Genomic DNA, 25,143 nt, shown 5'->3' on the forward strand with positions numbered 1-25,143 from the left:
ACTAGTCGAACACTGCATTTAAAATGGCCAAAGACTTGGGTTTTCTAAATCCGTGCAAATGTAGCTCAAAATACAGAATAACTGATTTTAAAAGCGATTCGCGATTGGCCTTGGTTATTTTTAGTGTCAATAATGCATCAAAATTTATGCCCAAAAGCTGTTTGAAAGAAAGAAGTTGATCTTTTGCAATTAAAGGATTCAATGATGGTCTTGTAATGAACTGACCTTCCAAGAGATCAAAATAGTTAGATTTATGATTTGTTTCTTCCGGATAGAACCCCAAATACTTGGTCAAATTCAATAAGAATAATAGATGGAAATTTGCAATTTTATCATTTAAGTCAAGCCATTGCAATGCATATTCTAAATAGTTATAAAGCGAAAGATCTTTCTCTTCTTCTTGAATACTGTTTCCAAGCATTTCGGCTAAAAACAACACTAAACTATTTTTTATAATATGGGTATGTAAATTTAAATAGGGATGAATGACCTTAACCTCTCTAATATTTTCTAAAGTGCCTTTGTTTTTATGGAATGCAGTAAGCTCTAATTGCATTAACGGTTGAAAATATGCAGGCTTTAGCTTCCCTTTCTTTGAAGTTAGAACACCTTTCAATAAATATGATTTTAAACCATCTGATTCAGTGTACGCTTTAACAATAAGACTGGTGTCTCCATATTTTAAAGAAGAAAGAACAATTGCTTTGGTGGTTACTAGCATTTTGTAAAGATAAAGACCCGTTAGGTTTTTAGATGCCAAATTCTTGACACAAGCCTAACGGGTCTAAATATGTATTCTTAAGCCTGAGGCCTAAATAACACCTTGGGCCAACATGGCATCGGCAACTTTTACAAAGCCGGCAATATTTGCACCTTTTACATAGTTACAGTAGCCTTCTTCATCTTTGCCAAACTCAATACAAGAATCATGGATATCTTCCATAATTCCTTTTAGTTTTTCATCTACTTCTTCACGGGTCCAGCTAATACGAAGTGAATTTTGAGACATTTCAAGTCCTGAAGTAGCAACACCACCTGCATTGGAAGCTTTACCTGGAGCAAATAAAATCTTAGCCTCATGGAAAGCATGAATAGCTTCTGGTGTAGAGGGCATATTTGCCCCTTCAGCAACACAAATACAGCCATTTTTAATCAAAATTTCTGCATCACCGCCATGCAATTCATTTTGCGTGGCGCACGGTAATGCGACATCACATGCTACTTCCCACGGGGTTTTACCGGCATGATAAGTAGCAGAAGCATATTTATCGGCATATTCGGAAATTCTTCCGCGACGGTTGTTTTTTAAGTCCATCACAAAAGCTAGTTTTTCATTGTCAATTCCGTCTTTGTCATAAATGTATCCACCAGAATCGGAAAGGGTCAACACTCTCCCACCAAGTTGTAATACTTTTTCAGCGGCATATTGTGCCACGTTTCCTGAACCCGAAATCACAACATTTTTGCCATTAAAAGATTCCCCATTGGTTTTCAGCATGCTATCGGCAAAATAAACAGTTCCATAACCAGTTGCTTCAGGGCGAATAAGAGAACCGCCCCAAGAACGTCCTTTACCTGTCAGTACCCCCGTAAATTCGTTGCGTATTTTTTTATACATCCCAAAAAGGAAACCGATTTCACGAGCACCAACACCTATATCACCAGCCGGCACATCTGTGTTTGGACCTATATGTCTATTCAACTCTAACATGAAAGCGTGGCAAAAACGCATTACCTCATCATCAGACTTTCCTTTAGGGTCAAAATCAGAACCACCTTTACCACCACCCATGGGTAGGGTTGTCAAACTGTTTTTGAAAACCTGTTCAAAGGCCAAGAACTTCAAAACGCTGGCATTTACTGTAGGGTGAAAGCGTAATCCACCTTTATAAGGACCAATGGCTGAATTCATTTGAATTCGATACCCGCGATTTACATGAATCTCGCCATCGTCATCGACCCATGCCACCCTAAAAGAAAGTAAACGTTCGGGCTCTACCATTCTTAGTAGAATGTTTTTACCATTATAGATTTTGTGCTTGGCGATGTACGGAATTACAGTTTCTGCAACTTCTTGTACAGCTTGAATAAACTCAGGCTCATGACCATTTCTGGTAATGACCTCGTCCATAAATGCTTTGATTTTTTGTTCCATAAACAGATTGCTAATTTGTTAATCCTTTAACTATTAAAAAGGGTTATTTTGTTGAATTAGGAATATGACGGTAAAATTATGCTATTTGTATAATTTAAGAATGCTCTTTTTAAAAATATTTCAAAAAAAAGATTTAGAACAATTTAACCGATTGCTTGCTCCAAATCTGCAATTAAATCATCGGCATCTTCAATACCCACACTCAATCTGATAAGAGCATCAACAACACCGCTCTTCTCTCGCTCTTCCTTTGGAATACTAGCGTGGGTCATACTAGCTGGGTGACCTGCTAAACTTTCTACACCACCAAGTGACTCTGCTAACGTAAATAACTTCAAGCGTTCCACAATCATAATTGCATCTTCATAACTGCTTCCATTAGGTACGAAAGAAATCATTCCGCCAAAATCATCCATTTGGGTTTTTGCGATATGATGGTTGGGATGATGCTCAAAACCAGGCCAATATACTTTTCCAATTTTAGGATGATTGGCTAAGTATTCGGCAATTGCCTTTCCGTTGTCACAGTGGCGCTGCATACGCACATGAAGGGTTTTGATACCGCGCAATGTCAAAAAACTATCCATTGGGCCACAAACGGCACCGCTTGCATTTTGGATAAAATATAATTTATCGGCCAATTCTTTGTCCTTTACGACCAAAGCTCCAACAACCACATCACTATGGCCCCCTAAATATTTTGTGGCAGAGTGCATTACAATATTAGCACCTAAATCTAATGGTCTTTGCAAATAAGGCGTGGCAAAAGTATTGTCAACGGCTAAAAGCAAACCGTGCTTTTTGGCCAATGCTGAAACTCCTTTAATATCAATGACATTCATCATTGGATTGGTAGGAGTTTCTACCCAAATCAATTTTGTATTGGTATTGATATGTGACTCAATCGTTTCTAAAGATTGCATTCCAATAAAATGGAATGTAATTCCGAATTTTTCGAATATCTGTTTGAAAATTCGATAACTACCGCCATAAAGATCGTTGGTAGAAACTACTTCATCACCAGGATTTAATAGTTTTACTACGGCATCAATAGCGGCTAAACCACTACCAAATGCTAGACCATAAGAGCCATTTTCAATACTTGCCAAAGAATTTTCTAATGCTGTACGCGTTGGGTTTGCGCTACGCGAGTACTCAAAACCTTTATGACCACCAGGAGTGGTTTGGGCGTATGTTGAGGTTTGATAAATAGGAGGCATTACCGCACCATAAGCGGCATCTGGTTGTTGCCCTCCGTGAATAGTTTTGCTATTGAATTTTAAGTCTTTATTGCTCATGCTGAAAAATTATGACACAAATGTATCGTTAAGTTTTGGAGTAATCAATCAAAGTCTATTTTTGAAAAACCAAAAATGCGCTATGAAAAGAAGCTTATCCTTTATTTTTTTGATACTACTTGCACTTGGTTGCGAAACTGAATCGAAACTTACTTTTGAAAAGCTACAACTAGAAAATGAAAAGTGTGATGATTGTCCTAACATTAAAATTGAAGTTCCGCAGGCATTGGATGAAACAAGAATTGCGAGAACGATAAACAATTCGATTTCAGAAGAATTGATCTACACCTTAAAATTTGAAGATACAGCCGACGTAAATACTGTTCAAGGTGCGATGAAATCTTTTACGCAAAGCTATCAAGAGTTTCAACAGAAGTTTGATGATGAAGCCATTGGTTGGGAAGCTGAGATAAATGGTGAAGTAATCTTCGAGAGTGCTGCACTGGCAAGTTTAGTTTTGAATACCTATACATTTACTGGAGGCGCTCATGGCTATGGCTCAGCAACTTTTTTGAATTTTGATAAACTCAAAGGAATAGAGTTGGAAAACCACGAGATGTTTTCAGATTTAGAAGGTTTTATAGCATTGGCCGAAGACAGATTTCGAAATGAACATGATGTTCCAAAGAAAGCTAACATCAACGCAACGGGATTTATGTTTTCAGGCGATACCTTTCATCTGGCTGAAAATCTAGGATTTACTGATGAAGGAATTCAATTAATTTACAATCAGTATGAAGTGGCCTCATATGCAGATGGACCAATCGAATTGATAATTCCGTTTGAGCAGGCAAATCAATTTTTGAAAGAAAAATACAGTGTAAAAATCAACTAGTTTTTTACAGCCCGCATAAGGGCGAAAATACTTCCTAAGTGAAGACCTTCATGATAGACATTAAAAGCGAAAGCATCCTCAACCGACTTAAGCTCGACTTTAGGGGTAGTCATATAGGGTTTGAAGGAGGCAAACAAACCAGCTTTATAATCTTCCTCTGTTTTTTTAGGCAGGCTGAATAGCAGTCCTTTTATAGTTTCTTCTTCATCTGCACTTGGTTCACCGCTAGGGAATGTTCCTTTTTGGTATTTCTGCACCAGCTCTTGATCTATATTTAACGGAAGACCACTTAAGCCATAGACCAATTTTTGTTGGGTAACTACCACATGGGCGATATTCCACCATATGTTGTTATTAAAGCCATCAGGAATTTTGAAAAGTTCTTCTCTTGGAGTGCTTTTTAAAAAATGATATAGCCCTTTGCGATTTTGTCGGATAATAGTAAATAAGTTGTCCAAGAATTAATGTTTTTGTTAAAACATATCTAAAATTCTAGATATGTAAATATAATTTGTATGTTTGTAATGTGAATATAGTTGAAATAAGTAAAATTTTATCAAATCAAACTCGAGTTGATATTTTAAAGTGGTTAAAAGATCCTGAAGCGAATTTCCCCCCCCACCAAGATATTGATCATTTTGATGATGGTGTTTGTGTTGGGTTTATTCAAGATAAAACAGGTTTGTCACAATCTACTATTTCAACCTATTTGAATAGTATGCAAAATGCAAGATTGGTTATTCCTACCAGGCATGGTAAGTGGACATATTATAAAAGAAATGATGATGTCATACAGGCGTATATGAAAAGTTTGAAGGAAGAGTTGTAATTTTTTAAAATAACATATCTATAAATAGCGAAATCTAAAAATGAATTCAAATACGATATATTGTCAGACAGAAGAACAAGCAAAGCATAAAAGTATTTTAAAAGCTGTTTTAAATTGGATTTTAAAACTGAGGATTTTAGGTGCTGAAGAAATGTCAAAAATAAAATAACAGATGAAAACAATTGGTTTAATAGGAGGCATGAGTTGGGAGTCTTCAAAAGTGTATTATGAATACCTAAACAAGTTAGTACAACAAAAACTAGGGGGTTCGCATTCAGCTAAAATTATCATGAGCTCTGTCGACTTTTCTGAAATTGAAAAATATTCGTTTGAAGATAATTGGGATGCGATAGGAGAGCTTATGGCAATACATGCGGCTAAGCTAGAAAAGGCAGGTGCAGATATGATAGTGCTTTGTACCAACACTATTCATTTGGTAAGTAATGCTATAAAAGATGCGATTACCATGCCCTTTCTACATATTGCAGATGCTACGGGCAGAGCCATTGAAGAACAGGGGTTGCAGAAAATTGCACTTTTAGGAACCCAATTCACTATGGAAAAAGACTTTTATACCAGAATTTTAGAAGATCAATATGGACTTGAAGTCATTATCCCTGAATTGGAAGATCGTGTTTTTCTGCAAGACATTATCTATAACGAACTGGTAAAAGGAAAGTTTACGACAGATGCTAAAGAAAAATGCTTAAACATTATTTCAAAATTGCAAAACCAAGGTGTGGAAGGCGTGATTTTAGGGTGTACCGAACTTCCTATATTGATTCCAGATAAAGAAGTTGCTCTTCCAACATTCAATACAACTTTGGTTCACTCGCAAATGGCAATTGATTTTGCACTAAACTAAATGGTATGAAAACCCCTAGTGCATTTTGTGTATTGATTTTCCTAAAAAACTGTCAGTTCGAGTTTTTTCAAATGAAAAAGTATCGAGAACAAGGTTTTTTAGTCGAAAATTCTTTTCTCGATACAATTTTTATCGGCAATGCTTCAAAAATCACTAGAAATGACGAATTTTTATAAAAACCCACAACAGGCATGAAAATTTTAATTATTGGAGGTAACGGAACAATAGGTAAAACGCTAACCAAACACTTTAAAGCCGAGCATGAAGTTATTGTAGCAGGAAGAAAAAATGCTGATATCAAGGTGGATATAGCAGATAGTGCTTCTATAGAAACTATGTTTAAAAATCTAGGTAAAGTCGACGCTATAATCTGTGCGGCTGGTGCGGCTAAATGGGCCAATTTTAATGACCTTATTGAGGAAGATTATTATATCGGCTTTAAAAGCAAGCTCATGGGCCAAGTTAATCTAGTACGCATTGGACAAAACTATTTAAAATCAGGGGGTTCTATTACGCTAACAACAGGTATTTTGGCAGATGATCCTGTAATTAAAACGGCAAGTGCTGCCATGGTGAACGGAGCAATTCATAGCTTTGTAAAAGCGGTAGTTTTAGAGATAGAAAATGGTGTGCGGGTGAATGTTGTTTCAGCCGGAATGGTTAAAGACGCTTATGAAAAGTATAGAGACTATTTTCCGGGGCATAATCCGGTTCCAATGAAAAAAGTGGTTAACGGATATGTTAGGAGCGTTCTCGGAAAAGATAATGGACAAATAATAAGAATTTACGAATAAGAATTACTTAAAAATGAAAAAAATATATCACCTAGAAACCTGTAAGACTTGCCAGAAAATTTTAAAAGAGCTAGAACCTTTTGATGGCATTGAATTGCGAGAGATAAAGTCAAAAGGGGTAACCCCAAGTGAACTGGAAGAGATGCGAGCTTTGACAGATAATTATGAAGATTTATTTAGCAGAAGAGCAATGCTTTTTCGTCAACGTGGATTGAATAATCAAGAATTGGGGGAGGACGATTATAAAGACCTGATTCTGGAACATTACACCTTTTTAAAGCGACCTGTAGTTGTTGTGGATGACCAGATTTTCATTGGTAATGCCAAAAAACAGGTTGAAGCTGCCAAAACTGCATTGCACGGATGAGCAAAAGAACGCTAGCGCTGCTGGCGGCTATTGGCGCAACTACTATTTATGGCATTAACCATACCTTAGCCAAAGGGGTAATGCCCACCTATGTAACTCCTTTTGGGTTTATTTTTTTGCGTGTCGTTGGTGCTACGATATTGTTCTGGGGCATTTCTTTTTTTGGCCCGAAAGAAAAGATTGAAAAAAAAGACTGGGGACGTTTGGTTTTGGCAGCCATCTTAGGAATGGTAATTAATATGCTTTCCTTTTTTAAAGGCTTGGAGTTATCTACTCCTATCAATAGTTCGGTGTTGGTTACTATTAGCCCAATTTTTGTGGTAGCTTTATCAGCGTTTTTCTTAAGAGAGCGCATTACTATAAATAAGGGCTTAGGAATTGTATTAGGCTTTATCGGTGCGGTTTCTTTGGTGCTTTTTGGTGCCGAGCTTCGGCAAGACGCTCCAAACATTCCTTTGGGGAATCTTTTGTTTATCGTAAATGCAACGGCTTATGGTTCGTATTTGGTAGTGGCAAAAAAGTTGGTAGAAAAGTATCACCCCTTTACCTTGATGAAATGGTTGTTTACCATTGCCCTCCTTATTAATTTCCCCATAACGTTTTCAAGTTTTTTAGAGATTGAATGGAACACCATGCCGCTTTGGGCTTATGGCGTGGTAGCTTTTGTAGTTATATGTACTACTTTTATGACCTATCTGTTTAATATTTTTGCAATGACAGAATTAAAAGCTTCTACCATTGGGGCTTTTATATATGTGCAACCCATATTCGGAATAGTCTTCGCTTTACTGACCGGTAAAGACTCCCTTACTATAGTTAAAATAGGAGCTACAATTTTGGTGTTGGTCGGGGTGTATTTGGCAAGTAAGAAGGTTCGTCCCAGGGCCTAAAAGCAATTTTTTCTAAGTATCTTAGTTTTGCACATAGGCAGCTATATAGATTAGTAATGATTTATACGCAATTGTTAGCCACAAGCTGAAAACCCACAGAATGGAAGAAATTAAAAAGTTCATTGCCACTATTTGTCCAATGAACGATTCTGATTGGGACCTTTTTTCTTCAAAATTGTACAAGGAAAAATTTAAGAAAAAATCAACCCTAATAGAAATTGGCGGAATAGAAGGCCATATGTCTTTTCTCTCCAAAGGAATAGTGAGATACTATATTCCGCAAGAAGAAAGTGATTTAACCTTTGGCTTTTTATTTGAGAATCAATTTGTGACTGCTTATGATTCTTTTATTACCCAAACCCCCTCACAATATGAAATCGAGACACTTACAAGCTCAACTTTGTGGCGAATATCGTTCAAAGACCTTCAGGAGGTATATGAAAAGACCAAAAGCGGAAACATCATTGGGAGAAGGATGGCAGAAAATATGTTCTTAATTAAGTCTAAAAGAGAAATTTCACTATTAAACAAAACTGCAGAGGAACGTTATTTGGACTTGTTCTTGGAACGTCCAAAATTACTAAAACAAGTTCCATTAAAATACATTGCCTCATATATTGGTGTTACGCCTCAAGCCTTAAGCAGGATACGTAAACGAATTACTTAACCTGGGTTCATTGTAATCTCTAAATTCATTTATGAAATTTGTAAATGAATTAAAAGAGAATAATTATGAAACCGTTAATAGTACTTTTATCAAGTTTTGCAATTGCCATTTTCATGGTAAAAATTATTAATAAATCTTACGATTTTGCTTTATCAGCAAGGATAGCGATAGCAATAATGTTATGCTTTACAGCTATTGGACATTTTGCATTTACCAAAGGGATGTCAATGATGATACCGCAATTTATTCCATATAAAGAGACTTTTGTCCATTTAACGGGACTTTTCGAAATTCTTTTAGCAATTGGGTTGCTTATGCCGAAATTAAAAACAATAAGCGGATGGACTTTAATTATTTTCCTAATATTGATGTTACCAGCTAATATTTACGCTTCTTTAAATAATGTGAATTATCAAAAAGGAACATTTGACGGATATGGTCCTTCCTATCTATGGTTCAGAATTCCTTTACAATTTCTGTTTATTGTTTGGACTTATTTTAGCTCAATCCGAATTTTTTAAGGGAAAGCTATTGGTTAACAATAGATATAAGCTGAAAAAACAATCGCAAGTTTATTAAAATGACATTAGCTGAATATATAAGGAAAAGAAATGGAGTACCTATTGGAAGTTCAAAATCATTGAGAAACAATTTATATCGCTCATTAGGAGCTAAGAACTTCTCCACTTTCTGGAATTATTGGAATCCGGTTTTTGGATACTATTTAGGGAAGTACATATTTAAACCCCTTAAAAAAAGAATTCCCGTTGCATTTGCCTTGTTGTTCACATTCATATTCTGTGGACTAATACACGATGTAATAACTATTATTTATAGGAAAAAAACATCATTATTCTTTACAATATGGTTTGCTATAATGGGTATTACAGTTTTAATGACGAAATATTTAAAACATGATTTTAATAAACAGAAGTGGTCGTTTCGTGCTTTAGTCAATTTGAGTATCATATCCCTATGTTTTTTAATGACCTTTTACATAACGAAAATTCTAATTTAAAGATTTAGGAAAACCCATATACAACAACTTGTATAACTCATTGCAGCTGAACTCCTAATCGGTATTCATTGTGATTTGTTATCTTTAGGTTATGGCGGTATATTAGTTATGATTTTTCGTAAAGAGCCATACACAAGACTCTCACTCTAAATCCTTAAGCACTTTAGCAAACTTACGGGTATCTTCTTTGGTCAATACTTTATATTCTTTTGAAAGTTTAGCTTAATCAAACCATCCTTAAAACTTTTGGCATACCAGTGTGCTAATCATTTGGGCAAGCTCATTCAAGTTCATATTGTTTTGAAATACGTAATATTTTTATTTGCACCTCAGGAAATAATTTTGAAACTATCAATGATATCCTACTTTATTTACTTTGGAGACAACCCTATTTCATCTAGCACAAGAACCCCATAGGGGGTTTCGTCAAATAGAAATGTGATGGTTCTTATATCTTCTAAATTTAAATTGACATTCTTATCGGTGAAAGCCTTTAAAGAAAGATGATACGTCTGTAATTGAACTTCCCAATCTTCGCCAATCATCTCTTTGTCTAAAAATTCGAATTTGGTAAAGCGTGTTTTTAAAGGCTTCGGAATTTCTTTGAAATCACTTATTTTAATAGAAGAAGTTTGCCCTTGTTCATCAGTTAATTGGATATTGAAATCCAATTGCGGTACTTTTCTTTTGCTTTCATCTTGTTTTACATTTTCTTCTTTATTGATTTTGTTTGAGTTTAACCATGCATGGTTTCCTGCGCCTAGAGCAAACTGTAGGAACAATCTTTTTTTAAAAAAAGACTTATGCTTTTCAGATAGTGATATTTCGTAAGAACCTATCTTATTAGTTTTGAGAGAGTCTTTTTTGTCCCATCCCAAAACAACGGCATTATTCTCTTGTGAATTTTTGTCCCGAGTACTTAAATTTTCCTCTCTCCATAGTGCTAAATTCTTCGACTGTAATTTGGTACTATCTCTTGCTGTATTTATATTAATATCTTCTTCAAAATCGGTAATAGTTTTAAAGTCTGACGATTCAAAATGAGTAAGATATTGTTCTTTCGGTAACCATTGTTTGGCAAAAGCAGCATTCTTGAAAATGGCAGTATATTCTTGATTGTTTTTTAATGTAGCCTCTGCAAACGCACTGATAAAAACCTTGGCAGCTTCTTGCTGCTGTTTCTCTTCTAGTAATGGAGCCAAATTCAATAGCCATTTTGAAGGTGCTCCAAAATCTGAATTGCCCCAAGTAGAGTTAAATTGACCATGGTTGGCATGATGGATATATACGCCAGACTTAAATCTGGAAATTGTATCGTTATAAGTTAATCTTCGATATGCGCGCATACCCCAAAAACTGACCTCATCAGAATCATACGACCCTTGAATACTCAAAAAATTCAGATTCTTTAATCGAATTTTTCGATGATATCTATAATCAGTTGGTGCTATTGCCACCACACCTTTAATATGAAAATTAAAATCAAATCTCTCTTTTGCATTGTCGGGAAAATAGGGTAGTTTATTGTATGCTGCGGCGATAGACACGGCTTCACCTCCTCTTGAATGACCAACAAGCATAATATTGTTCATATCAACTTTGTTGGCCAGTTCATGATTTTTATCTGAATTCCAACTTTGCCATTGTTCAAGGTGTTTAAGAAGTAACCATGCCCTGGCGGGCATTTCCTTACCTCTAAAATCTCCTGACCAATGCCCATTTAAAAAATTTTCATCAACAGAAACAGTAATGAACCCTCTACTTGCAAATAAGCTTCCGAGGTAACCATATCCATCATCTGAGTAATCTATCATGTTATGGTTACCATGTACAATTAGTACTAATGGAAATGTGCCTTTACCTTCTGGCATATAAACCCTACCGTTTAATGGAAAGTTCTCATGACCAAACTCCCAATAGCGTTCTCGCCATTTTTTCTTTTTCCCCTTCCAGTCAGGTATGAGCCATTTGCCATTTACACTATTTGTTATGTATGTAGCGCCTTCAGCATATTCTTTTCGCTGCACATCTTTACCGCTACCATAGGTAAATTGCTTTACTTGATAAGGTCCTAATACTGCTGGATTTTCAAGTTGTAAGTCATCTAAATTGGAATTTTGCTTTGGCGAGAATGCCAATGATAACTCTTTTTCGAAAGGGTCTGAACCTTGGTTTATAAATACAAAAAAGACTAAACCTATAACAACAATAAAAATTCCTAAGATGATTGCTGAGAGAGTAGATTTTTTCTTTAAAAAACAAAATAAAATACTACAGCAGGATATGCCCAATGCAGTTACCGTCAAAAAGATCAATACTGGCCACCCGAAACCTACTAATTTTAAAATAAACAAACCAACAATTGTGCTAATTACAGGAACAATATATTTAGCTGGTATTTTTCTGAACTTTTTATTAATTAAGCTTATTAGACCGTAAGCAATTGATATAGTTGCAAGGCCTAAAAACATTGCAATAATCATCATTATAAGGGGATGCCAACCTGTCAAAAAATGAAAGCCAGCAATGCCATAGAAAATAAGAGTTAAGACGATAAGAAATAACCACAGTTTATTTTTCATAGGCATGAATTGAGCGAGCTTTTCAAGCACATGAAGTTAAACATCTTATACACTTTTTAAAAACTTTGATTATTGAATCTGTAATTTTTTAAAAAGCAATGTGAAAAGGAAAGTTTAAAAAAAGAAAGGATAGTTTTTCCTTTCTATACTGGTCACCCTAAATCCTTAGGCACTTTAGCAAACTTACGGGTATCTTCTTTGGTTAATATTTTAAAATCTTCTGGCTTTTCCTGTTGTTGAAAAATAGTGAGAATTTCTTCTGGTAGTCCCGTCAATGAGCGTTTTTCCATATCAATCCAAGCCCCCATCATCTCACAATGCGCTACATTTTTGCCCTTCGCATCATAAAAATTATGGTGAAATTCAAAGAACATTCCATTTTCACTTAATCCCTTGAACTCCAATGAAACGCTGATGGGTTTCCCCGGAAAGACCTCTTTAAAATAATAGATGTGTTCATGGAAAACTACAGGCCCAATACGATAATGTAAAAACTGTTTATGACCGAAACCTATTTCAGTCAAATACGCCATACGGGTATGACTCATAAAATTGATATACGCAGAGTTGGCCAAATGGCGATTGGCATCAACATCACTCCAACGAATCTCAAATTCTTTTAAAAACATAATCGCTTATTTTGTTATGCATGCATAATAGTTACCAAAAATAGCATAGATTTGAAGACCATACTAAAAATGTGGTAGATTTATCAATTACTTAAGATTAATGTTATGAGCCAAAAAGCATCTTTCATCAATGACCTTTCATTACCTGCCGTTGCGGCACCTATGTTTTTAATTTCAGGTCCAAGATTGGTTATTGAATGTTGTAAAAACGGTATTGTTGGCACGTTTCCCGCATTGAACCAACGGACCAGCGAAGGGTTTGAAGAATGGCTTATTGAGATTAAGACCGAGCTTCAAAAATGGGAAGAAGAAACAGGCAAAAAAGTAGCTCCTTTTGGGGTGAATTTAATTGTGCACCCGACCAATCCACGTTTAGAGGCTGATGTAAAATTGTGTATGAAGCATAAGGTACCTTTGGTGATTACCTCACTGGGTGCCGTTTCCATGGTGATTGATGCTATCCATAGTTATGGAGGTTTGGTTTTTCACGATGTGATTAAAAAACGCCATGCCGAAAAGGCCGCGGGTGCTGGTGTTGACGGATTAATTTTGGTGGCCGCTGGCGCCGGGGGCCATGCAGGTACTATAAATCCGATGAGTTTAGTAGCAGAGGTAAAGAAATTCTTTCATAAAACTATTCTGCTTTCCGGTTGTATTTCTACAGGGCAAGATATAGCTTCAGCTATGCAAATGGGTGCGGATTTAGCGTATATGGGCACACGTTTTATCAATGCAGATGAGAGCAAAGCACCTCAAGAGTATAAAGACATGATTATTGCAGCTGGAGCAAGTGATGTGACCTACACCGCGGCGATTTCAGGCGTACATGCCAATTTTTTAGGCGCAAGTTTAAAGGCAGCAGGTATTACTGAAGAAGATTTAAAAAAAGACACTAAAATTGATTTTGGCAAAGAACTGGATACGGAAGCCAAAGCTTGGAAAACCATTTGGTCTGCAGGGCAAGGCGTAACCACGATTGAGAATACCTTACCAGTAGCTGATTTAATAGGAAATCTTAAATCAGAGTTTAAAGCTGCCATTGAAGGTCAGTATAAGTTGCTGGAGAAGTACCCCAAATAGTTTATGTTTTAACGGGATTTGAATTCTTTAATTCTGTCAAAAATTGATGTACTTGACTAATAGCCATGGAACCTTCGCCAACGGCTGAAGCAACTCGTTTAACGGATCCTTTTCTAACATCGCCAACAGCAAAAAAACCAGGAATACTTGTTTCTAAAGATTGCGGTTTTCTATTTCTGAAAATTTCACATTGATAAAGCTTTTCTTCTTGTATTCCTAAACCTGTACAAATGAATCCTCTCTCATCAGTAACCACCAAATCTTGTAACCACTCTGTACAAGGTCTTGCTCCGATAAAGGTGAAAAGATTGGTAATATTCTTTGCCTCGTTTTCTCCATTATTATTTTCAAGCACTACTGATTCTAAATAATGTTGTCCATGCAATGCTGTAACCTGAGTATGAAGATGAACAAAAATATTCTCAGCGGCCTCAATGCGCTGTACCAAATAATCACTCATCTTTGAGCCTAAATCTCCACTTCTTAGTATTATATGAACTTCTTTGGCGTGTTCTGCTAAAAAGAGTGCCGCTTGACCAGCTGAATTTCCGCCACCGACGACACCTATTAATTCATCTTTACAAGCCGAAGCATTCATACCTGTTGCAGAATAGTATACTCCACTACCTTCAAATTTTTCAAGATTATCGATAGGTAATTGTCTATAATTGGCTCCGGTGGCTGCCATAATCGATTTGGTTTTTATGGTTTTTCCATTGGTAGCATAAAGGATGAAATGGCTTCCTGTATGTTCAATACGTTCTGCTTTATGCGGAATAGAAATATTACAACCAAATTTTTGTGCTTGAACATAGGCCTTATTAGCTAAATCACTACCTGAGATTCCAGTAGGAAAACCAAGATAATTTTCAATTTTTGAACTTTTACCGGCTTGTCCACCAGGAGCTTTGCTATCTATGGTGACTACACTCAACCCCTCAGAAGCTCCATAAACACTGGCGGCCAAACCTGCTGGGCCAGCACCAATAACCAATAGATCAAACACTTTATCTTCAAAATCCATTAAAACTCCCGAGTAACGTGCAACCTCTTCCAAAGAAGGATTGTTACAAACTTTTGCCTCACTGGTTATCAATATGGGAAGGTCGCTTTTAGATAAATCAAAATTCTTTAAAAGGTCTAAAGCAGAGTCTGAAACTTCAACATCTAAAAAATTGTACCAAATATGGTTTTTATCCATAAAATCTCTGATGGCATAGGTTTCTTTTGAATTTCCAGAGCCAACCAATTTTATTCCACCCGTAAATTCATTTAATACTGTTTCTTGACGCAATAGAAAAGCATTTAAAAGTATGTCGCTTATATCACTATGCTGTGAAATAGCCTCTTTAAGTTTTTTTGGAGTTATTCTGATAATTGAAGTTTTTCCTTTAGTTATCGCATGAAATTGTGCACCACGGTTTGATAACATTCCGCTATCGCCTGTAAATTCATTTTTTCCATGAACTACAATGACGTTGTTATCATTGTAGGGGTCTTCTATTGAGACTGTACCGGCAAGAACCACAAAAAAATCATATCGTAGGTCCCCCAAGCTAAAAATACGCTGCTCTTCGGTATAATTTTCAATTGCGCCATAGTTCTTTAAAACTGCTATTTGTCGTTGTGATAATTCCGGAAATCTTGGGTCCTTCATCTTAGTCGTATTTATAACTATTTTGTAATCATGATTTTACACTTTCTGCATTTGTATTTCAGGGCTTTCTTTAACTCAAAAAATGAATATATTTTTAGTAGTTTGATTCCATCTTAATAAAAGTACAATAAAGTTTATCTCTGCATTTTAAGTAATTAATAATTATCAAAGATTTAAGTACTTTTAACGGTCAATACTGAATCAAAAAATGCCTTTAGTACCTTCAAATTACAGACCTCCTTTCCCATTTAGAAACGGGCATTTTTCTACTATCTATTCTGGTGTTTTTCGAAAAATCAGAGGTCTAGTGCAGCATCGAGAACGAATTAACCTATATGATGGTGATTTTTTGGATTTAGATTGGAGTGAGAGTAGCCTTCCTTCAAATAAAGTAGTCATTTTGGTTCACGGTCTAGAAGGCGATGCGCAACGGCATTATATTACGGGCAGTGCAAAAAAGTTGACCCAAAATAGGTTCGATACTTGTGCCATAAACCTAAGAGGATGCAGTGGAGAACCTAACAAATTATACCGTTCTTATCATTCAGGGGCCACGGAAGACTTAATCAGTGTGATTGACCATATTTTGAGCACAAAAAAATATCAAGAGATATATTTGCTTGGTTTTAGCCTAGGTGGAAATCTAATTTTAAAATATTTGGGTGAGGGTAATGAAATTCCTCATCAGGTAAAAGCTGCGGTTGGGGTTTCGGTGCCTTGTAGTTTAAAAAGTGCCTGCGATGAATTATTAAATTCTAAAAATGTATTGTATTCTGCTCGATTTAAGAAACACTTATTGGCCAAGCTGAGGCAAAAACAACAACGATTTCCTAATAATATTTTGAGTACAGAGATTGCATCAATAGGTACCCTAAAAGATTTTGATGATATCTATACAAGCAGAGCCCACGGGTTTAAAGATGCTTTGGATTATTATGAAAAATGTAGTTGCGACCAATTTCTGGGGAAGGTTGGGTTGCCAAGCTTGATTTTGAATGCAAAGAACGATTCTTTTCTAGGGGACGATTGTTACCCTTATGAGCAGGCGGAAACTAATTCAAATGTTTATTTAGAGGTTCCTGATTTTGGGGGACATGTGGGTTTTTGGGGAAAACAGAATACCAGTTATGCCGAAGAACGAGCATTACAGTTTTTTAATGACCCACTTATAGGTAAATAACCTCGGGGCAAGCCCACGAGGCATTAAAAAGAAAATGGACATTGATTTTTACGTAAGCGTCCGAGTATTTTAAATCTCGATTATCGAGTAAATACATTTCTTACATTTACACTACCATTAACTTAAAATGTTTAAAAATTTTTACTTGCCTTTATTGGCTATTATTTTCTTTTGTGCTTCTTGTGTAAAATCTAGTGAGTTTGATGCACCTCAAAGCAGTTGCGAAGAAAACCTTCAGGCGAATGGAACATTCGCACAAGTTAAAGCCCTTTACCAAGGTGAATTGCTTCAAATTCAAGATGATTTGATAATAGAGGGTTATGTAGTTTCTTCAGATAGAGCAGGTAATTTTTTTAGTGTTCTACATTTTCAAGATGCGATTACCAATCCAACAGAAGGTTTTCAAATTGAAATAGATTTAAGACAATCGTATTTATTATTTGAACCTGGAAGTAAGGTACTTATAAAACTTAAAGGTTTGTATTTAGGTCAAAGCAGAGATGTTTTTAAACTTGGAGGTACATTTGCGGGCTTTGGAACGGTTTCGGTTGGGCGGTTACCAGCCCTTCAAATACCAGAACATATTTTCTTGTCCTGTGATGAAATAGCCGCTGTTACGCCAACCACAGTAGCTATCGAAAATCTAGCACCTAATTTTACAAATACCTTGGTACAGATAGAAAATGTTGAGTTGGTGGAGGAAGATTTAGGGCAAATGTATGCCTTGGAATTAGAAGAAACTGAAAGAACCTTGGTCGACTGCAGCGAAAATGAGATTATAATGTTGAACAGTGGTTTTTCAGATTTTCAGGAAGAACTACTCCCTGAAGGTAATGGTAGTATCACAGGAGTATTATTGAGAGAGAATGATGATTATTTTTTGGCCATTCGTGATTTAAATGATATTGATTTTTTCCAAGAACGATGTGAAGAAACTATAACAACGTTTACATCTACTTCAGTATTCATATCTGAACTCGCTGACCCTAATAACAATGCAGGAGCCCGATTTGTAGAACTGTACAACTCGGCTTCAGCACCATTAAATTTAAATGGTTGGACCCTTCGCAGATATACCAATGCAAATACAGATGTTAGTTCGACTATAGATTTAAGTAATTTTACAATAGAAGCAGAAAGCACCTTGGTAATTTCCCCAAATGTTGAGGAGTTTGAATTGGTTTATGGTTTTGCCCCAGATTTGGGTGTGGGAACCAATAGTCCTGCCGATTCCAACGGTGATGACAATTTAGAGTTGGTCGATCCTTTTGGAACAGTGATTGATATTTTTGGTGTGGTAGGCGAAGATGGCTCTGGCACCAATCACGAATTTGAAGATGGTAGGGCAGTACGTAATTCCAACATTGTACAAGCAAATAATAATTATACATTCTCTGAATGGATAATTTTTAATGATTCCGGAGATTCAAGTACGATAAACGAACCTCAGAACGCACCAGAAGATTTTACACCGGGGGTAAGAGATTGATTAGTTTTTTATACCTTCAAATTCTTTAAAAACCTATGGAAAACAAAGAATTATTTTTTAGCGAAATTCGAAATGGTGAGCTCGAAAAAGTTAAGGAATTAGTTGCTAAAAATCCTGATTTAGCGAATAGTTTAGATTCACGAGGCTCAACACCTTTAATTTTGGCAACCTACTATGAATATGCCGAAATAGCAGATTTTCTATTGCAAAACGGAGTAAAAGTAGATGCTAAAGATGGATCAGGAAATACAGCGCTAATGGGAGTTTGTTTCAAGGGATACACAGATATTGCCAAAAATTTAATTGGCGCTGGGGCTAATGTAAACCATGTTAATTCAATGGGAGCTACTTGTCTAATTTATGCGGCAACATTCAATCGTCTAGAAATCGCTGAATTGTTGTTACAACATGGAGCAGATAATAAGGCTAAAGACGCAAGAGGGCACACTGCCTTAGATCATGCTAAAATGCAAGAAGCTACGTTGCTCATTGAACTGTTAGAAAAATACGCCTAAGATTTATGACCCTAGAAGAACAATTAAATGCCATTAAAAGATTAAAAGCTATTGCTGATACGGGTTTAGTATACTCTGATGTTCCCTATGATATTGAACGCTATGAAGAATTAAAGGATATTAGTTTAAAACTGCTTGCACACCTGGCTAACGAATCTTTTTCCAAATTAGATAGTTTTTTTCTTCCTCAATTAGATTACCCGACTCCAAAAGTTGATGTGCGCGGATTGGTGATAAATGAGAAAGATGAGATTTTAATGGCGCAAGAAAGTGTTGATAATAAATGGACGATACCGGGGGGTTGGGCCGATATTGGTAATACGCCTAAAGAAGTGGTTCTTAAAGAAATCAAAGAAGAGACAGGTATAGATGCCGAAGTGGTTAGACTGATTGCTATTTACGATAAGCAACGACATAAACATCCTGCAGAGCCTTACTATATCTATAAACTAATGTTCTTTTGTAGGGCTATAAGCGGAGAATTACAGCCCGGTTTTGATATGAAAGGGGCAGGATATTTTGCGTTGGACACTTTGCCCGAACTTTCAGAAGAACGAATCTTAGAGAGCCAATTAAAGCATCTGTTTCATTTGGTAAAACAGGATATTCAAGAAGTCTACGTAGATTAAAGAGAATGACCAAAAACTTAAATATAGCACTTGTACAATCGCATTTGCATTGGGAAAACCCAGAAGCAAATCGTGCGCTATTTGATGCTAAAATCTCCCAGATTTCTGAAGAGGTTGATTTGATCATTCTGCCAGAAATGTTTACCACTGGTTTTACTATGAATCCAAAGGACATTGATAAATTAGAAGGGTTGAAAACCCTTGAATGGATGCAACATACTGCAAGAGAAAAAAATACTGCGATTACAGGGAGTTTGGTTTTTCAAGAAAACGGAAAGAATTATAATCGTTCATTTTTTGTTCGCCCCAGCGGAGAATATGAAAAGTACGATAAAAAGCATACGTTCACTTTAGCTGGCGAACATAAAGTATATCAAGCTGGAACTGAAAAATTAATTATTGATTGTAAAGGCTTCAAAATATGCCCTTTGATATGCTATGACTTAAGATTTCCTGTTTGGGCCCGTAATGTTGAGGCATATGATATTTTGATTTATGTAGCTAATTGGCCTAGGCCTAGAATCAATGCGTGGGATGCACTTTTAAAAGCTAGGGCAATTGAAAATATGAGCTACTGTATTGGTGTAAATCGAGTTGGTTTAGATGGGTTGGGCCACCAATATGTTGGACATTCTGCGGTTTATGATGTTTTGGGGGAACAATTGGCCTACTCTGAAAAAGAAGAAATTCTTTATGCCTCCTTGTCTAAAGAACACATAACGACAAATAGAAATAAACTAAAGTTTTTAAATGATAGAGATTCCTTTAGTTTGTTATGATAAAGGTTTCATTATAGGTCGAAAAAGCTCGTACATTTACAAAATCAGGATAGTACTTTACTACTTCTGGTTGTATTTTTTCTAAGTAACTCCCAGTATCCCATTTTCCATTGGCATTCTCATCAAAAATGATACGAAAGCTGTATTCTTTGGGCTCAAGATAATTGAATTCAAAAATTTGAGGTTGTTCTGCGTACTTTTCCTGTATCACATCCCCATTGTCAGTTGTTAATTGAACAATAACAGGATAATTTACTTCACCCGATAAATTCAAGGTCAAATCGCCATAATCCGCATAACTTCCTGTACTAAGACGGTAGAATAAGGTGTCATTCTGTTCCTGAAAAAAGTCTTCAATAGCTCCTGGTAATAGTGATAAGGTATACCCATGGTTGTCAACTACTTCAAAATCAATATCGATTTTGTTCTTTATAGTATCAATAGAGGCGTTGTAAGGCGTTTGAACAGAATCTTTATCCAATATTTGTATTAAAGTAGTATCTAATTTTATCAAGGGGGTATTTGCTTTAATGAAGAACTTATCCTCAAAACCAAAGGAGCGCGAATGGCTTGGATTAAGCTTCAAGCTATCCAATCCTAATTTTCTGGTTTTAACGGTGAAAGTATCAATAAGCCCAAGTTTTTCATTGGTGACCGTAAAAATGATGGAATCTAAATCTGTTGGGGAAAGCCAGTAGTTTAAAGTGTCTTTTTCCTCTTCTTTTAAGATTTTGGTTTTTACCGAATCGGGCAGTTGTGTTAAAGCACTTATTTGTGGAATTTCTTCATCTCCGTTGTATCCAAATAAAATTCGGTTTTTCGCGACATAACTGGGGACAGAAGCACTATAGTCAGGCTCTTCCATAAAAAGATTGAGCAAATACACGGAGTCCGTAGGTATAGTAATCGTATCAGTTAAAAAGCCTATTTTGTCTGTACGTTGGTCAAACAAGTTGTTTTTCGCTTTATCGGTCATACCCACTAAAGAATACTTTCCAGCCTTTAGATTTTTAAGCTGAAAAAATGGTAAACTATCTAAAGTATTGGTGATGTAATTTGGAACATTATTGTAAATAGTAGAATCATTGTAGGCACTATCAATTTCATAAAGCATCACACTAACAAACTGTTCTGCAGTTCTGTTGTACGCATCTTTTACTGCACCAGAAAGTGTAAGTGAATCAATATAATCGCCTGTAGAGAACACATAACTTAAAAAGCTATTGGGATTCCCTTCGTTATTATCTACAATGCTTTGACCAAAATTAATAGTATAGGTAGTGTTTTCGCGTAACGTATCTTTAATAGTAATTTCAATATACTTGCTTGCCCCGGCAAGCGGTTTTATTTCTGGAATATATTTTAATGGAGGAGATACAATGAGTTGGTTTTGAACATCTTGTAACTTGATGAACTCATCAAAATACAATCGTATGGTCTGTTCATCAAAGTTGATGCTCAAATTTTCAGGTTCCGTGCGGAGCAAAACAGGTGGGGTGATATCTTTTGGACCTCCAGTCGGAGTTCCTCTTTTTGCACATTGCCAAAACGCGAAAATTGCTAATAAAAAGAAAGAAAAACTTAATATCCTTTTCAATAAAAACATAAGCTAATAGCAGATTCTTAAACAAAGAAACAATTAATTGAACGATACAAAAAGTTAATTCATGACTTTAGGTACCATAGCCATAGTTGCTACGTAAAGTTCAATGCCCTCAATTTGATGTAGGGCAACGGCACACATTTCTATGGTAGCTCCGGTTGTAATAACGTCGTCAACCAAGAGTATTCTTTTGCCTTTGAACGATTCGGTGTCAGTAATTTGATAGAGATTTTGATTGGCTTGCCAACGATTAAGTCGACTCTTTTTAGTTTGGGTCTTGGTATTGGCAGTTTTTATTAGTAGATTGGTTACAAAATCAGCATTGAAATGATTTGCAAGCTGTCTCCCAAATTTGGTCACCTGATTGTAGCCTCGTTTTTTTAATTTTTTGTGGTGCAATGGAACAGGAATAACCAGATCAATATGGTCTAAACGACTTTGACCCGCTAATAATTCCCCATACCAATTACCAAGAAAATCCCCAATTACTTCTTGATTTTTATACTTTAAATAATGCAACAGGTTTTTTACAATACCAGTTTTAGAGAAAAAAAGGAAGGCTGCAGCCTTTTTAATGAGCACGCGGCCATAGAAAATACGGTCAATTTCGTTTTCATCAGTGAAATTATAATCGGTTATCGGTAAATCGTGTCGACAAACGGTACACAATACGTGTTCTCCCCTGATTAATTGCGCATTACATCCAAAACAGATGGGTGGCAATAGTATGGAGTTAATATCGTTTATTATCTTTGAAGCCCTAATACCAAACATACCTTATACCTACTATTCACCTTAAATGGAGTCTCAAGATACCACTTTCAACTACAAAATAATTCTGGCGGCCTTGGTAGCGGTAATAATTGCGTTGCTTATAGCTTTCTATTACAGTTATGCCCAATCTCAGAATCAAATGAGTTATCTAGAGGATGAGAAAAGACTATTGGTAAAAGATATGACTTTGATGAAAGCCGAGGTCGATAGACTTTCTGGTGAAAATGAGATTAATGAAATTGAATTGCGCGATTCAAAGTTTGCAGTTCAAAGCTTATTAGATTCTGTAGGGAGGTTAAATTTTAATATTGCAAAACTCCGTGAAAGCCAAAAAACACTTCGCATCTTAGAAGCGAAGTTTGACAGTTTAAAGCTTAAGAATAATTTTTTACGGTATAACAATGGTCTTTTAACAGAACGATACGAACGCACGCGGCGTGAGATTCAAGAATTACGAGGTAAAACAAGTTCATTGCAAGAAGCTGAGGCATTGGTACGCAGAAAGAACCAAGAATTAGCTAAAGAGTTAAAAGTGAAGAGCTACCTTAAAATGGAAAATGCCGAAGGCAGCGGATTTCGTTTGCGTGCCGGTAGACCTTTAAAAACAAATAAAGCATCTACTATTGAAAAATTACGCGGTTGTGTAACCATTTTGGCAAATGCCAGCGATGAAGGCGATGTAAAAGTTGTCTATCTTCAGTTTTTAAACCCTGATATGAAGGTAATCGAAGACAATGCCAATTTGGTCAATGTTAGTGGTAATACCTATAGCAAAAGAACAGAAGTTATCTATCTAGGAAAAGAGATTAGTGTCTGCGATGCCATAACCGTACCTGAAGGTTCGTTGGAACCAGGGATATACACCTTAAATGTTTTTGAAGATGAACGCCTGCTATCTTCATCAGAATTTCAATTAAAATAAAACTTCGCTCTTTTTAGTCATTGTACTATTTTTGCGCAATGGCAAATCAAGAAGACATTTTTAAGAAAGTAATTTCTCATGCTAAAGAATATGGCTATGTATTTCAAAGCAGTGAGATTTATGATGGGTTAAGCGCAGTTTATGACTATGCCCAAAATGGTGTTGAGCTCAAAAAAAATATTCGAGAATACTGGTGGCAGGCCATGGTGCAGCTTAATGAAAATATTGTTGGATTAGACTCCGCTATTTTTATGCACCCTACTACTTGGAAAGCCTCTGGTCATGTTGATGCTTTCAACGACCCTTTGATTGATAATAAAGATTCTAAAAAACGTTACCGCGCTGATGTTTTGGTTGAAGATTATGTTGCCAAAATAGAAGCAAAGATTGATAAAGAAGTCAAAAAGGCCGCCAAGCGTTTTGGAGATAGTTTTGATAAGAAGCAGTTTTTAAAAACCAATGGTCGCGTCGTAGATTATCAAACCAAGGCTAATAGTATCCTAAAGCGACTTGGTAAATCTCTTCAAAATGAAGATTTAGCTGACGTCAAAGCCTTAATTGAGGAGCTTGAGATTGCTTGCCCACTTTCAGGTTCTAGAAATTGGACCGAAGTGAAACAATTTAATCTCATGTTTGGAACGAAGCTCGGGGCTTCGGCAGATTCGGCAATGGATTTATACTTGCGCCCAGAAACAGCACAAGGTATTTTCGTAAACTTCTTAAATGTTCAGAAAACAGGAAGAATGAAAATTCCGTTCGGGATTGCCCAAACAGGAAAAGCCTTTCGTAATGAGATTGTAGCAAGACAGTTTATTTTTAGAATGCGTGAGTTTGAACAGATGGAAATGCAGTTCTTTATCAAGCCAGGGACCCAACAAGAGTGGTATGAACAGTGGAAAGAGAAGCGGATGAAATGGCACTTATCTCTTGGAATGGGTGAGGACAATTACCGTTTTCATGACCATGAAAAATTAGCACATTATGCGGATGCTGCTGCGGATATTGAATTCAAGTTTCCTTTTGGATTTAAGGAGCTGGAAGGGATTCACTCAAGAACCGATTTTGATTTAAGTCAGCATGAAGAATACTCTGGCAAAAAGCTCCAGTATTTTGACCCAGAAGAAAATAAAAGCTATGTGCCATACGTGCTAGAAACCTCCATTGGTTTAGACCGTATGTTCTTGGCCGTATTCAGCAATTCATTACAAGAAGAGGAACTGGATAATAACACTACGAGAACGGTGTTAAAATTACCGGCGGTTTTGGCTCCCACTAAAGCAGCGATTTTACCCCTGTTAAAACGAGACGGATTGCCTGAGATTGCAAAAAAATTAGTTGATGATTTAAAATGGGATTTCAATGTTGCTTATGACGAAAAAGATGCGGTAGGTCGACGTTACCGACGCCAAGATGCTAACGGAACTCCATTCTGTATTACTGTTGACCATCAAACCGTGGAAGACGAAACAGTGACCATTCGTCATCGAGATACTATGGAACAGCAACGTGTAAAGCTAACAGAAGTAAAAAGTATTATTGCCAAGGAAGTAGATATGCGCGAGTGGTTGAAGCGAATTTAAGCGTAC

27 protein-coding genes are annotated in these 25,143 nt (G+C 36.2%); 18 read left to right on the top strand and 9 right to left on the bottom strand.

Annotated features, from left to right (window positions below; all coding sequences use genetic code 11):
• Window position 1 precedes the first annotated feature (1 nt).
• The 3 genes from recO to RM706_RS05750 form a co-directional block, all read right to left on the bottom strand.
• A complete protein-coding gene (recO, locus tag RM706_RS05740) occupies window positions 2-721 on the bottom strand; it encodes a DNA repair protein RecO (protein ID WP_311350071.1) in 720 nt (239 codons plus the stop codon).
• Between the two features lie 90 nt (window positions 722-811).
• Window positions 812-2,155, bottom strand: coding sequence for an NADP-specific glutamate dehydrogenase (gene gdhA, locus RM706_RS05745; RefSeq protein ID WP_311350072.1), 1,344 nt, complete (start codon window positions 2,153-2,155; stop codon window positions 812-814).
• Between the two features lie 143 nt (window positions 2,156-2,298).
• Window positions 2,299-3,453 (bottom strand): cystathionine gamma-synthase, encoded by a 1,155-nt coding sequence (locus tag RM706_RS05750; RefSeq protein WP_311350073.1) that lies wholly within the window; start codon window positions 3,451-3,453, stop codon window positions 2,299-2,301.
• Between the two features lie 82 nt (window positions 3,454-3,535).
• On the opposite strand from RM706_RS05750, the gene RM706_RS05755 reads away from it, so the two are divergent.
• The gene (locus RM706_RS05755; protein ID WP_311350074.1) at window positions 3,536-4,288 is read left to right on the top strand and encodes a DUF3298 and DUF4163 domain-containing protein; all 753 of its coding nucleotides are present in this window, start codon (window positions 3,536-3,538) and stop codon (window positions 4,286-4,288) included.
• Here RM706_RS05755 and RM706_RS05760 read toward each other — a convergent pair.
• On the bottom strand, window positions 4,285-4,746 hold the full coding sequence (locus RM706_RS05760; RefSeq protein ID WP_311350075.1) for a DinB family protein: 462 nt from the start codon (window positions 4,744-4,746) through the stop codon (window positions 4,285-4,287). The two genes, RM706_RS05755 and RM706_RS05760, sit on opposite strands and share 4 nt — an antisense overlap.
• Window positions 4,747-4,814: 68 nt before the next feature.
• On the opposite strand from RM706_RS05760, the gene RM706_RS05765 reads away from it, so the two are divergent.
• The 9 genes from RM706_RS05765 to RM706_RS16525 all read left to right on the top strand — a co-directional run bounded on the left by RM706_RS05765 (window position 4,815) and on the right by RM706_RS16525 (window position 9,718).
• A complete protein-coding gene (locus RM706_RS05765; RefSeq protein WP_311350076.1) occupies window positions 4,815-5,117 on the top strand; it encodes an ArsR/SmtB family transcription factor in 303 nt (100 codons plus the stop codon).
• 172 nt (window positions 5,118-5,289) lie between these two features.
• Window positions 5,290-5,982, top strand: a complete 693-nt coding sequence (locus RM706_RS05770) for an aspartate/glutamate racemase family protein (protein ID WP_311350077.1) — start codon at window positions 5,290-5,292, stop codon at window positions 5,980-5,982.
• 5 nt (window positions 5,983-5,987) lie between these two features.
• Window positions 5,988-6,158 (top strand): hypothetical protein, encoded by a 171-nt coding sequence (locus RM706_RS05775; RefSeq protein WP_311350078.1) that lies wholly within the window; start codon window positions 5,988-5,990, stop codon window positions 6,156-6,158.
• Between the two features lie 15 nt (window positions 6,159-6,173).
• Window positions 6,174-6,776, top strand: a complete 603-nt coding sequence (locus tag RM706_RS05780; RefSeq protein ID WP_311350079.1) for a short chain dehydrogenase — start codon at window positions 6,174-6,176, stop codon at window positions 6,774-6,776.
• Between the two features lie 13 nt (window positions 6,777-6,789).
• Entirely contained in the window at window positions 6,790-7,143 is a 354-nt protein-coding gene (locus RM706_RS05785; RefSeq protein WP_311350080.1) for an arsenate reductase family protein, read from the top strand.
• Entirely contained in the window at window positions 7,140-8,033 is an 894-nt protein-coding gene (locus RM706_RS05790; protein WP_311350081.1) for a DMT family transporter, read from the top strand. The genes RM706_RS05785 and RM706_RS05790 overlap by 4 nt, the downstream gene beginning before the upstream one ends.
• Before the next feature lie 100 nt (window positions 8,034-8,133).
• Window positions 8,134-8,700, top strand: coding sequence for a Crp/Fnr family transcriptional regulator (locus RM706_RS05795; protein ID WP_311350082.1), 567 nt, complete (start codon window positions 8,134-8,136; stop codon window positions 8,698-8,700).
• A gap of 65 nt (window positions 8,701-8,765) precedes the next feature.
• On the top strand, window positions 8,766-9,221 hold the full coding sequence (locus RM706_RS05800) for a DoxX family protein (protein ID WP_311350083.1): 456 nt from the start codon (window positions 8,766-8,768) through the stop codon (window positions 9,219-9,221).
• Between the two features lie 59 nt (window positions 9,222-9,280).
• Window positions 9,281-9,718, top strand: coding sequence for an MBOAT family O-acyltransferase (locus RM706_RS16525; RefSeq protein ID WP_432264964.1), 438 nt, complete (start codon window positions 9,281-9,283; stop codon window positions 9,716-9,718).
• Between the two features lie 371 nt (window positions 9,719-10,089).
• Here the strand turns inward: RM706_RS16525 and RM706_RS05805 are convergent, their stop codons facing one another.
• Both RM706_RS05805 and RM706_RS05810 read right to left on the bottom strand, forming a co-directional pair.
• On the bottom strand, window positions 10,090-12,300 hold the full coding sequence (locus RM706_RS05805) for a hypothetical protein (protein WP_311350084.1): 2,211 nt from the start codon (window positions 12,298-12,300) through the stop codon (window positions 10,090-10,092).
• 152 nt (window positions 12,301-12,452) lie between these two features.
• Window positions 12,453-12,929: an acyl-CoA thioesterase gene (locus tag RM706_RS05810; protein WP_311350085.1), complete on the bottom strand. Its 477-nt coding sequence runs from the start codon at window positions 12,927-12,929 to the stop codon at window positions 12,453-12,455.
• A 105-nt stretch (window positions 12,930-13,034) separates the two neighbouring features.
• Between RM706_RS05810 and RM706_RS05815 the strand changes: the two genes are divergently transcribed.
• On the top strand, window positions 13,035-14,009 hold the full coding sequence (locus tag RM706_RS05815) for an NAD(P)H-dependent flavin oxidoreductase (RefSeq protein ID WP_311350086.1): 975 nt from the start codon (window positions 13,035-13,037) through the stop codon (window positions 14,007-14,009).
• 1 nt (window position 14,010) lies between these two features.
• Here the strand turns inward: RM706_RS05815 and RM706_RS05820 are convergent, their stop codons facing one another.
• Window positions 14,011-15,666 carry an FAD-dependent oxidoreductase gene (locus RM706_RS05820; protein ID WP_311350087.1) on the bottom strand — a complete coding sequence of 552 codons (1,656 nt, stop codon included), beginning with the start codon at window positions 15,664-15,666 and terminating at the stop codon, window positions 14,011-14,013.
• Window positions 15,667-15,874: 208 nt separating this feature from the next.
• Between RM706_RS05820 and RM706_RS05825 the strand changes: the two genes are divergently transcribed.
• The 5 genes from RM706_RS05825 (at window position 15,875) to RM706_RS05845 (ending at window position 20,258) form a co-directional block, all read left to right on the top strand.
• Entirely contained in the window at window positions 15,875-16,846 is a 972-nt protein-coding gene (locus RM706_RS05825; protein ID WP_311350088.1) for a YheT family hydrolase, read from the top strand.
• 127 nt (window positions 16,847-16,973) lie between these two features.
• Window positions 16,974-18,335, top strand: coding sequence for a DUF5689 domain-containing protein (locus RM706_RS05830; RefSeq protein WP_311350089.1), 1,362 nt, complete (start codon window positions 16,974-16,976; stop codon window positions 18,333-18,335).
• A gap of 35 nt (window positions 18,336-18,370) precedes the next feature.
• The gene (locus RM706_RS05835) at window positions 18,371-18,850 is read left to right on the top strand and encodes an ankyrin repeat domain-containing protein (protein ID WP_311350090.1); all 480 of its coding nucleotides are present in this window, start codon (window positions 18,371-18,373) and stop codon (window positions 18,848-18,850) included.
• 5 nt (window positions 18,851-18,855) lie between these two features.
• Complete coding sequence (locus tag RM706_RS05840; RefSeq protein WP_311350091.1) at window positions 18,856-19,479, top strand: NUDIX hydrolase; 624 nt, start codon at window positions 18,856-18,858, stop codon at window positions 19,477-19,479.
• A 5-nt stretch (window positions 19,480-19,484) separates the two neighbouring features.
• Window positions 19,485-20,258 (top strand): amidohydrolase, encoded by a 774-nt coding sequence (locus RM706_RS05845; protein WP_311350092.1) that lies wholly within the window; start codon window positions 19,485-19,487, stop codon window positions 20,256-20,258.
• Here RM706_RS05845 and RM706_RS05850 read toward each other — a convergent pair.
• Window positions 20,245-21,864 carry an Ig-like domain-containing domain gene (locus RM706_RS05850; protein WP_311350093.1) on the bottom strand — a complete coding sequence of 540 codons (1,620 nt, stop codon included), beginning with the start codon at window positions 21,862-21,864 and terminating at the stop codon, window positions 20,245-20,247. The two genes, RM706_RS05845 and RM706_RS05850, sit on opposite strands and share 14 nt — an antisense overlap.
• 54 nt (window positions 21,865-21,918) lie before the next feature.
• Window positions 21,919-22,584, bottom strand: a complete 666-nt coding sequence (locus RM706_RS05855) for a ComF family protein (protein ID WP_311350094.1) — start codon at window positions 22,582-22,584, stop codon at window positions 21,919-21,921.
• A gap of 76 nt (window positions 22,585-22,660) precedes the next feature.
• Here RM706_RS05855 and RM706_RS05860 point away from each other — a divergent pair, with 76 nt between their 5' ends.
• Together RM706_RS05860 and RM706_RS05865 are read left to right on the top strand one after the other, a co-directional pair.
• The gene (locus RM706_RS05860) at window positions 22,661-23,557 is read left to right on the top strand and encodes a DUF8428 domain-containing protein (RefSeq protein WP_311350095.1); all 897 of its coding nucleotides are present in this window, start codon (window positions 22,661-22,663) and stop codon (window positions 23,555-23,557) included.
• A gap of 38 nt (window positions 23,558-23,595) precedes the next feature.
• On the top strand, window positions 23,596-25,137 hold the full coding sequence (locus RM706_RS05865) for a glycine--tRNA ligase (RefSeq protein WP_311350096.1): 1,542 nt from the start codon (window positions 23,596-23,598) through the stop codon (window positions 25,135-25,137).
• The last annotated feature ends 6 nt before the right edge of the window (window positions 25,138-25,143 follow it).

It is taken from the genome of Croceitalea rosinachiae (assembly GCF_031846445.1).
Taxonomy (GTDB): Bacteria; Bacteroidota; Bacteroidia; order Flavobacteriales; family Flavobacteriaceae; genus Croceitalea; species Croceitalea rosinachiae.

Excerpts from the sequence above, each read along its gene's own strand:
- recO (WP_311350071.1), bottom strand. The coding sequence starts at position 721 with ATGCTAGTAACCACCAAAGCAATTGTTCTTTCTTCTTTAAAATATGGA.
- gdhA (WP_311350072.1), bottom strand. The coding sequence starts at position 2,155 with ATGGAACAAAAAATCAAAGCATTTATGGACGAGGTCATTACCAGAAAT.
- RM706_RS05750 (WP_311350073.1), bottom strand. The coding sequence starts at position 3,453 with ATGAGCAATAAAGACTTAAAATTCAATAGCAAAACTATTCACGGAGGG.
- RM706_RS05755 (WP_311350074.1), top strand. The coding sequence starts at position 3,536 with ATGAAAAGAAGCTTATCCTTTATTTTTTTGATACTACTTGCACTTGGT.
- RM706_RS05770 (WP_311350077.1), top strand. The coding sequence starts at position 5,290 with ATGAAAACAATTGGTTTAATAGGAGGCATGAGTTGGGAGTCTTCAAAA.
- RM706_RS05775 (WP_311350078.1), top strand. The coding sequence starts at position 5,988 with ATGAAAACCCCTAGTGCATTTTGTGTATTGATTTTCCTAAAAAACTGT.
- RM706_RS05780 (WP_311350079.1), top strand. The coding sequence starts at position 6,174 with ATGAAAATTTTAATTATTGGAGGTAACGGAACAATAGGTAAAACGCTA.
- RM706_RS05785 (WP_311350080.1), top strand. The coding sequence starts at position 6,790 with ATGAAAAAAATATATCACCTAGAAACCTGTAAGACTTGCCAGAAAATT.
- RM706_RS05790 (WP_311350081.1), top strand. The coding sequence starts at position 7,140 with ATGAGCAAAAGAACGCTAGCGCTGCTGGCGGCTATTGGCGCAACTACT.
- RM706_RS05795 (WP_311350082.1), top strand. The coding sequence starts at position 8,134 with ATGGAAGAAATTAAAAAGTTCATTGCCACTATTTGTCCAATGAACGAT.
- RM706_RS05800 (WP_311350083.1), top strand. The coding sequence starts at position 8,766 with ATGAAACCGTTAATAGTACTTTTATCAAGTTTTGCAATTGCCATTTTC.
- RM706_RS16525 (WP_432264964.1), top strand. The coding sequence starts at position 9,281 with ATGACATTAGCTGAATATATAAGGAAAAGAAATGGAGTACCTATTGGA.
- RM706_RS05805 (WP_311350084.1), bottom strand. The coding sequence starts at position 12,300 with ATGAAAAATAAACTGTGGTTATTTCTTATCGTCTTAACTCTTATTTTC.
- RM706_RS05810 (WP_311350085.1), bottom strand. The coding sequence starts at position 12,929 with ATGTTTTTAAAAGAATTTGAGATTCGTTGGAGTGATGTTGATGCCAAT.
- RM706_RS05815 (WP_311350086.1), top strand. The coding sequence starts at position 13,035 with ATGAGCCAAAAAGCATCTTTCATCAATGACCTTTCATTACCTGCCGTT.
- RM706_RS05820 (WP_311350087.1), bottom strand. The coding sequence starts at position 15,666 with ATGAAGGACCCAAGATTTCCGGAATTATCACAACGACAAATAGCAGTT.
- RM706_RS05825 (WP_311350088.1), top strand. The coding sequence starts at position 15,875 with ATGCCTTTAGTACCTTCAAATTACAGACCTCCTTTCCCATTTAGAAAC.
- RM706_RS05830 (WP_311350089.1), top strand. The coding sequence starts at position 16,974 with ATGTTTAAAAATTTTTACTTGCCTTTATTGGCTATTATTTTCTTTTGT.
- RM706_RS05835 (WP_311350090.1), top strand. The coding sequence starts at position 18,371 with ATGGAAAACAAAGAATTATTTTTTAGCGAAATTCGAAATGGTGAGCTC.
- RM706_RS05840 (WP_311350091.1), top strand. The coding sequence starts at position 18,856 with ATGACCCTAGAAGAACAATTAAATGCCATTAAAAGATTAAAAGCTATT.
- RM706_RS05845 (WP_311350092.1), top strand. The coding sequence starts at position 19,485 with ATGACCAAAAACTTAAATATAGCACTTGTACAATCGCATTTGCATTGG.
- RM706_RS05850 (WP_311350093.1), bottom strand. The coding sequence starts at position 21,864 with ATGTTTTTATTGAAAAGGATATTAAGTTTTTCTTTCTTTTTATTAGCA.
- RM706_RS05860 (WP_311350095.1), top strand. The coding sequence starts at position 22,661 with ATGGAGTCTCAAGATACCACTTTCAACTACAAAATAATTCTGGCGGCC.
- RM706_RS05865 (WP_311350096.1), top strand. The coding sequence starts at position 23,596 with ATGGCAAATCAAGAAGACATTTTTAAGAAAGTAATTTCTCATGCTAAA.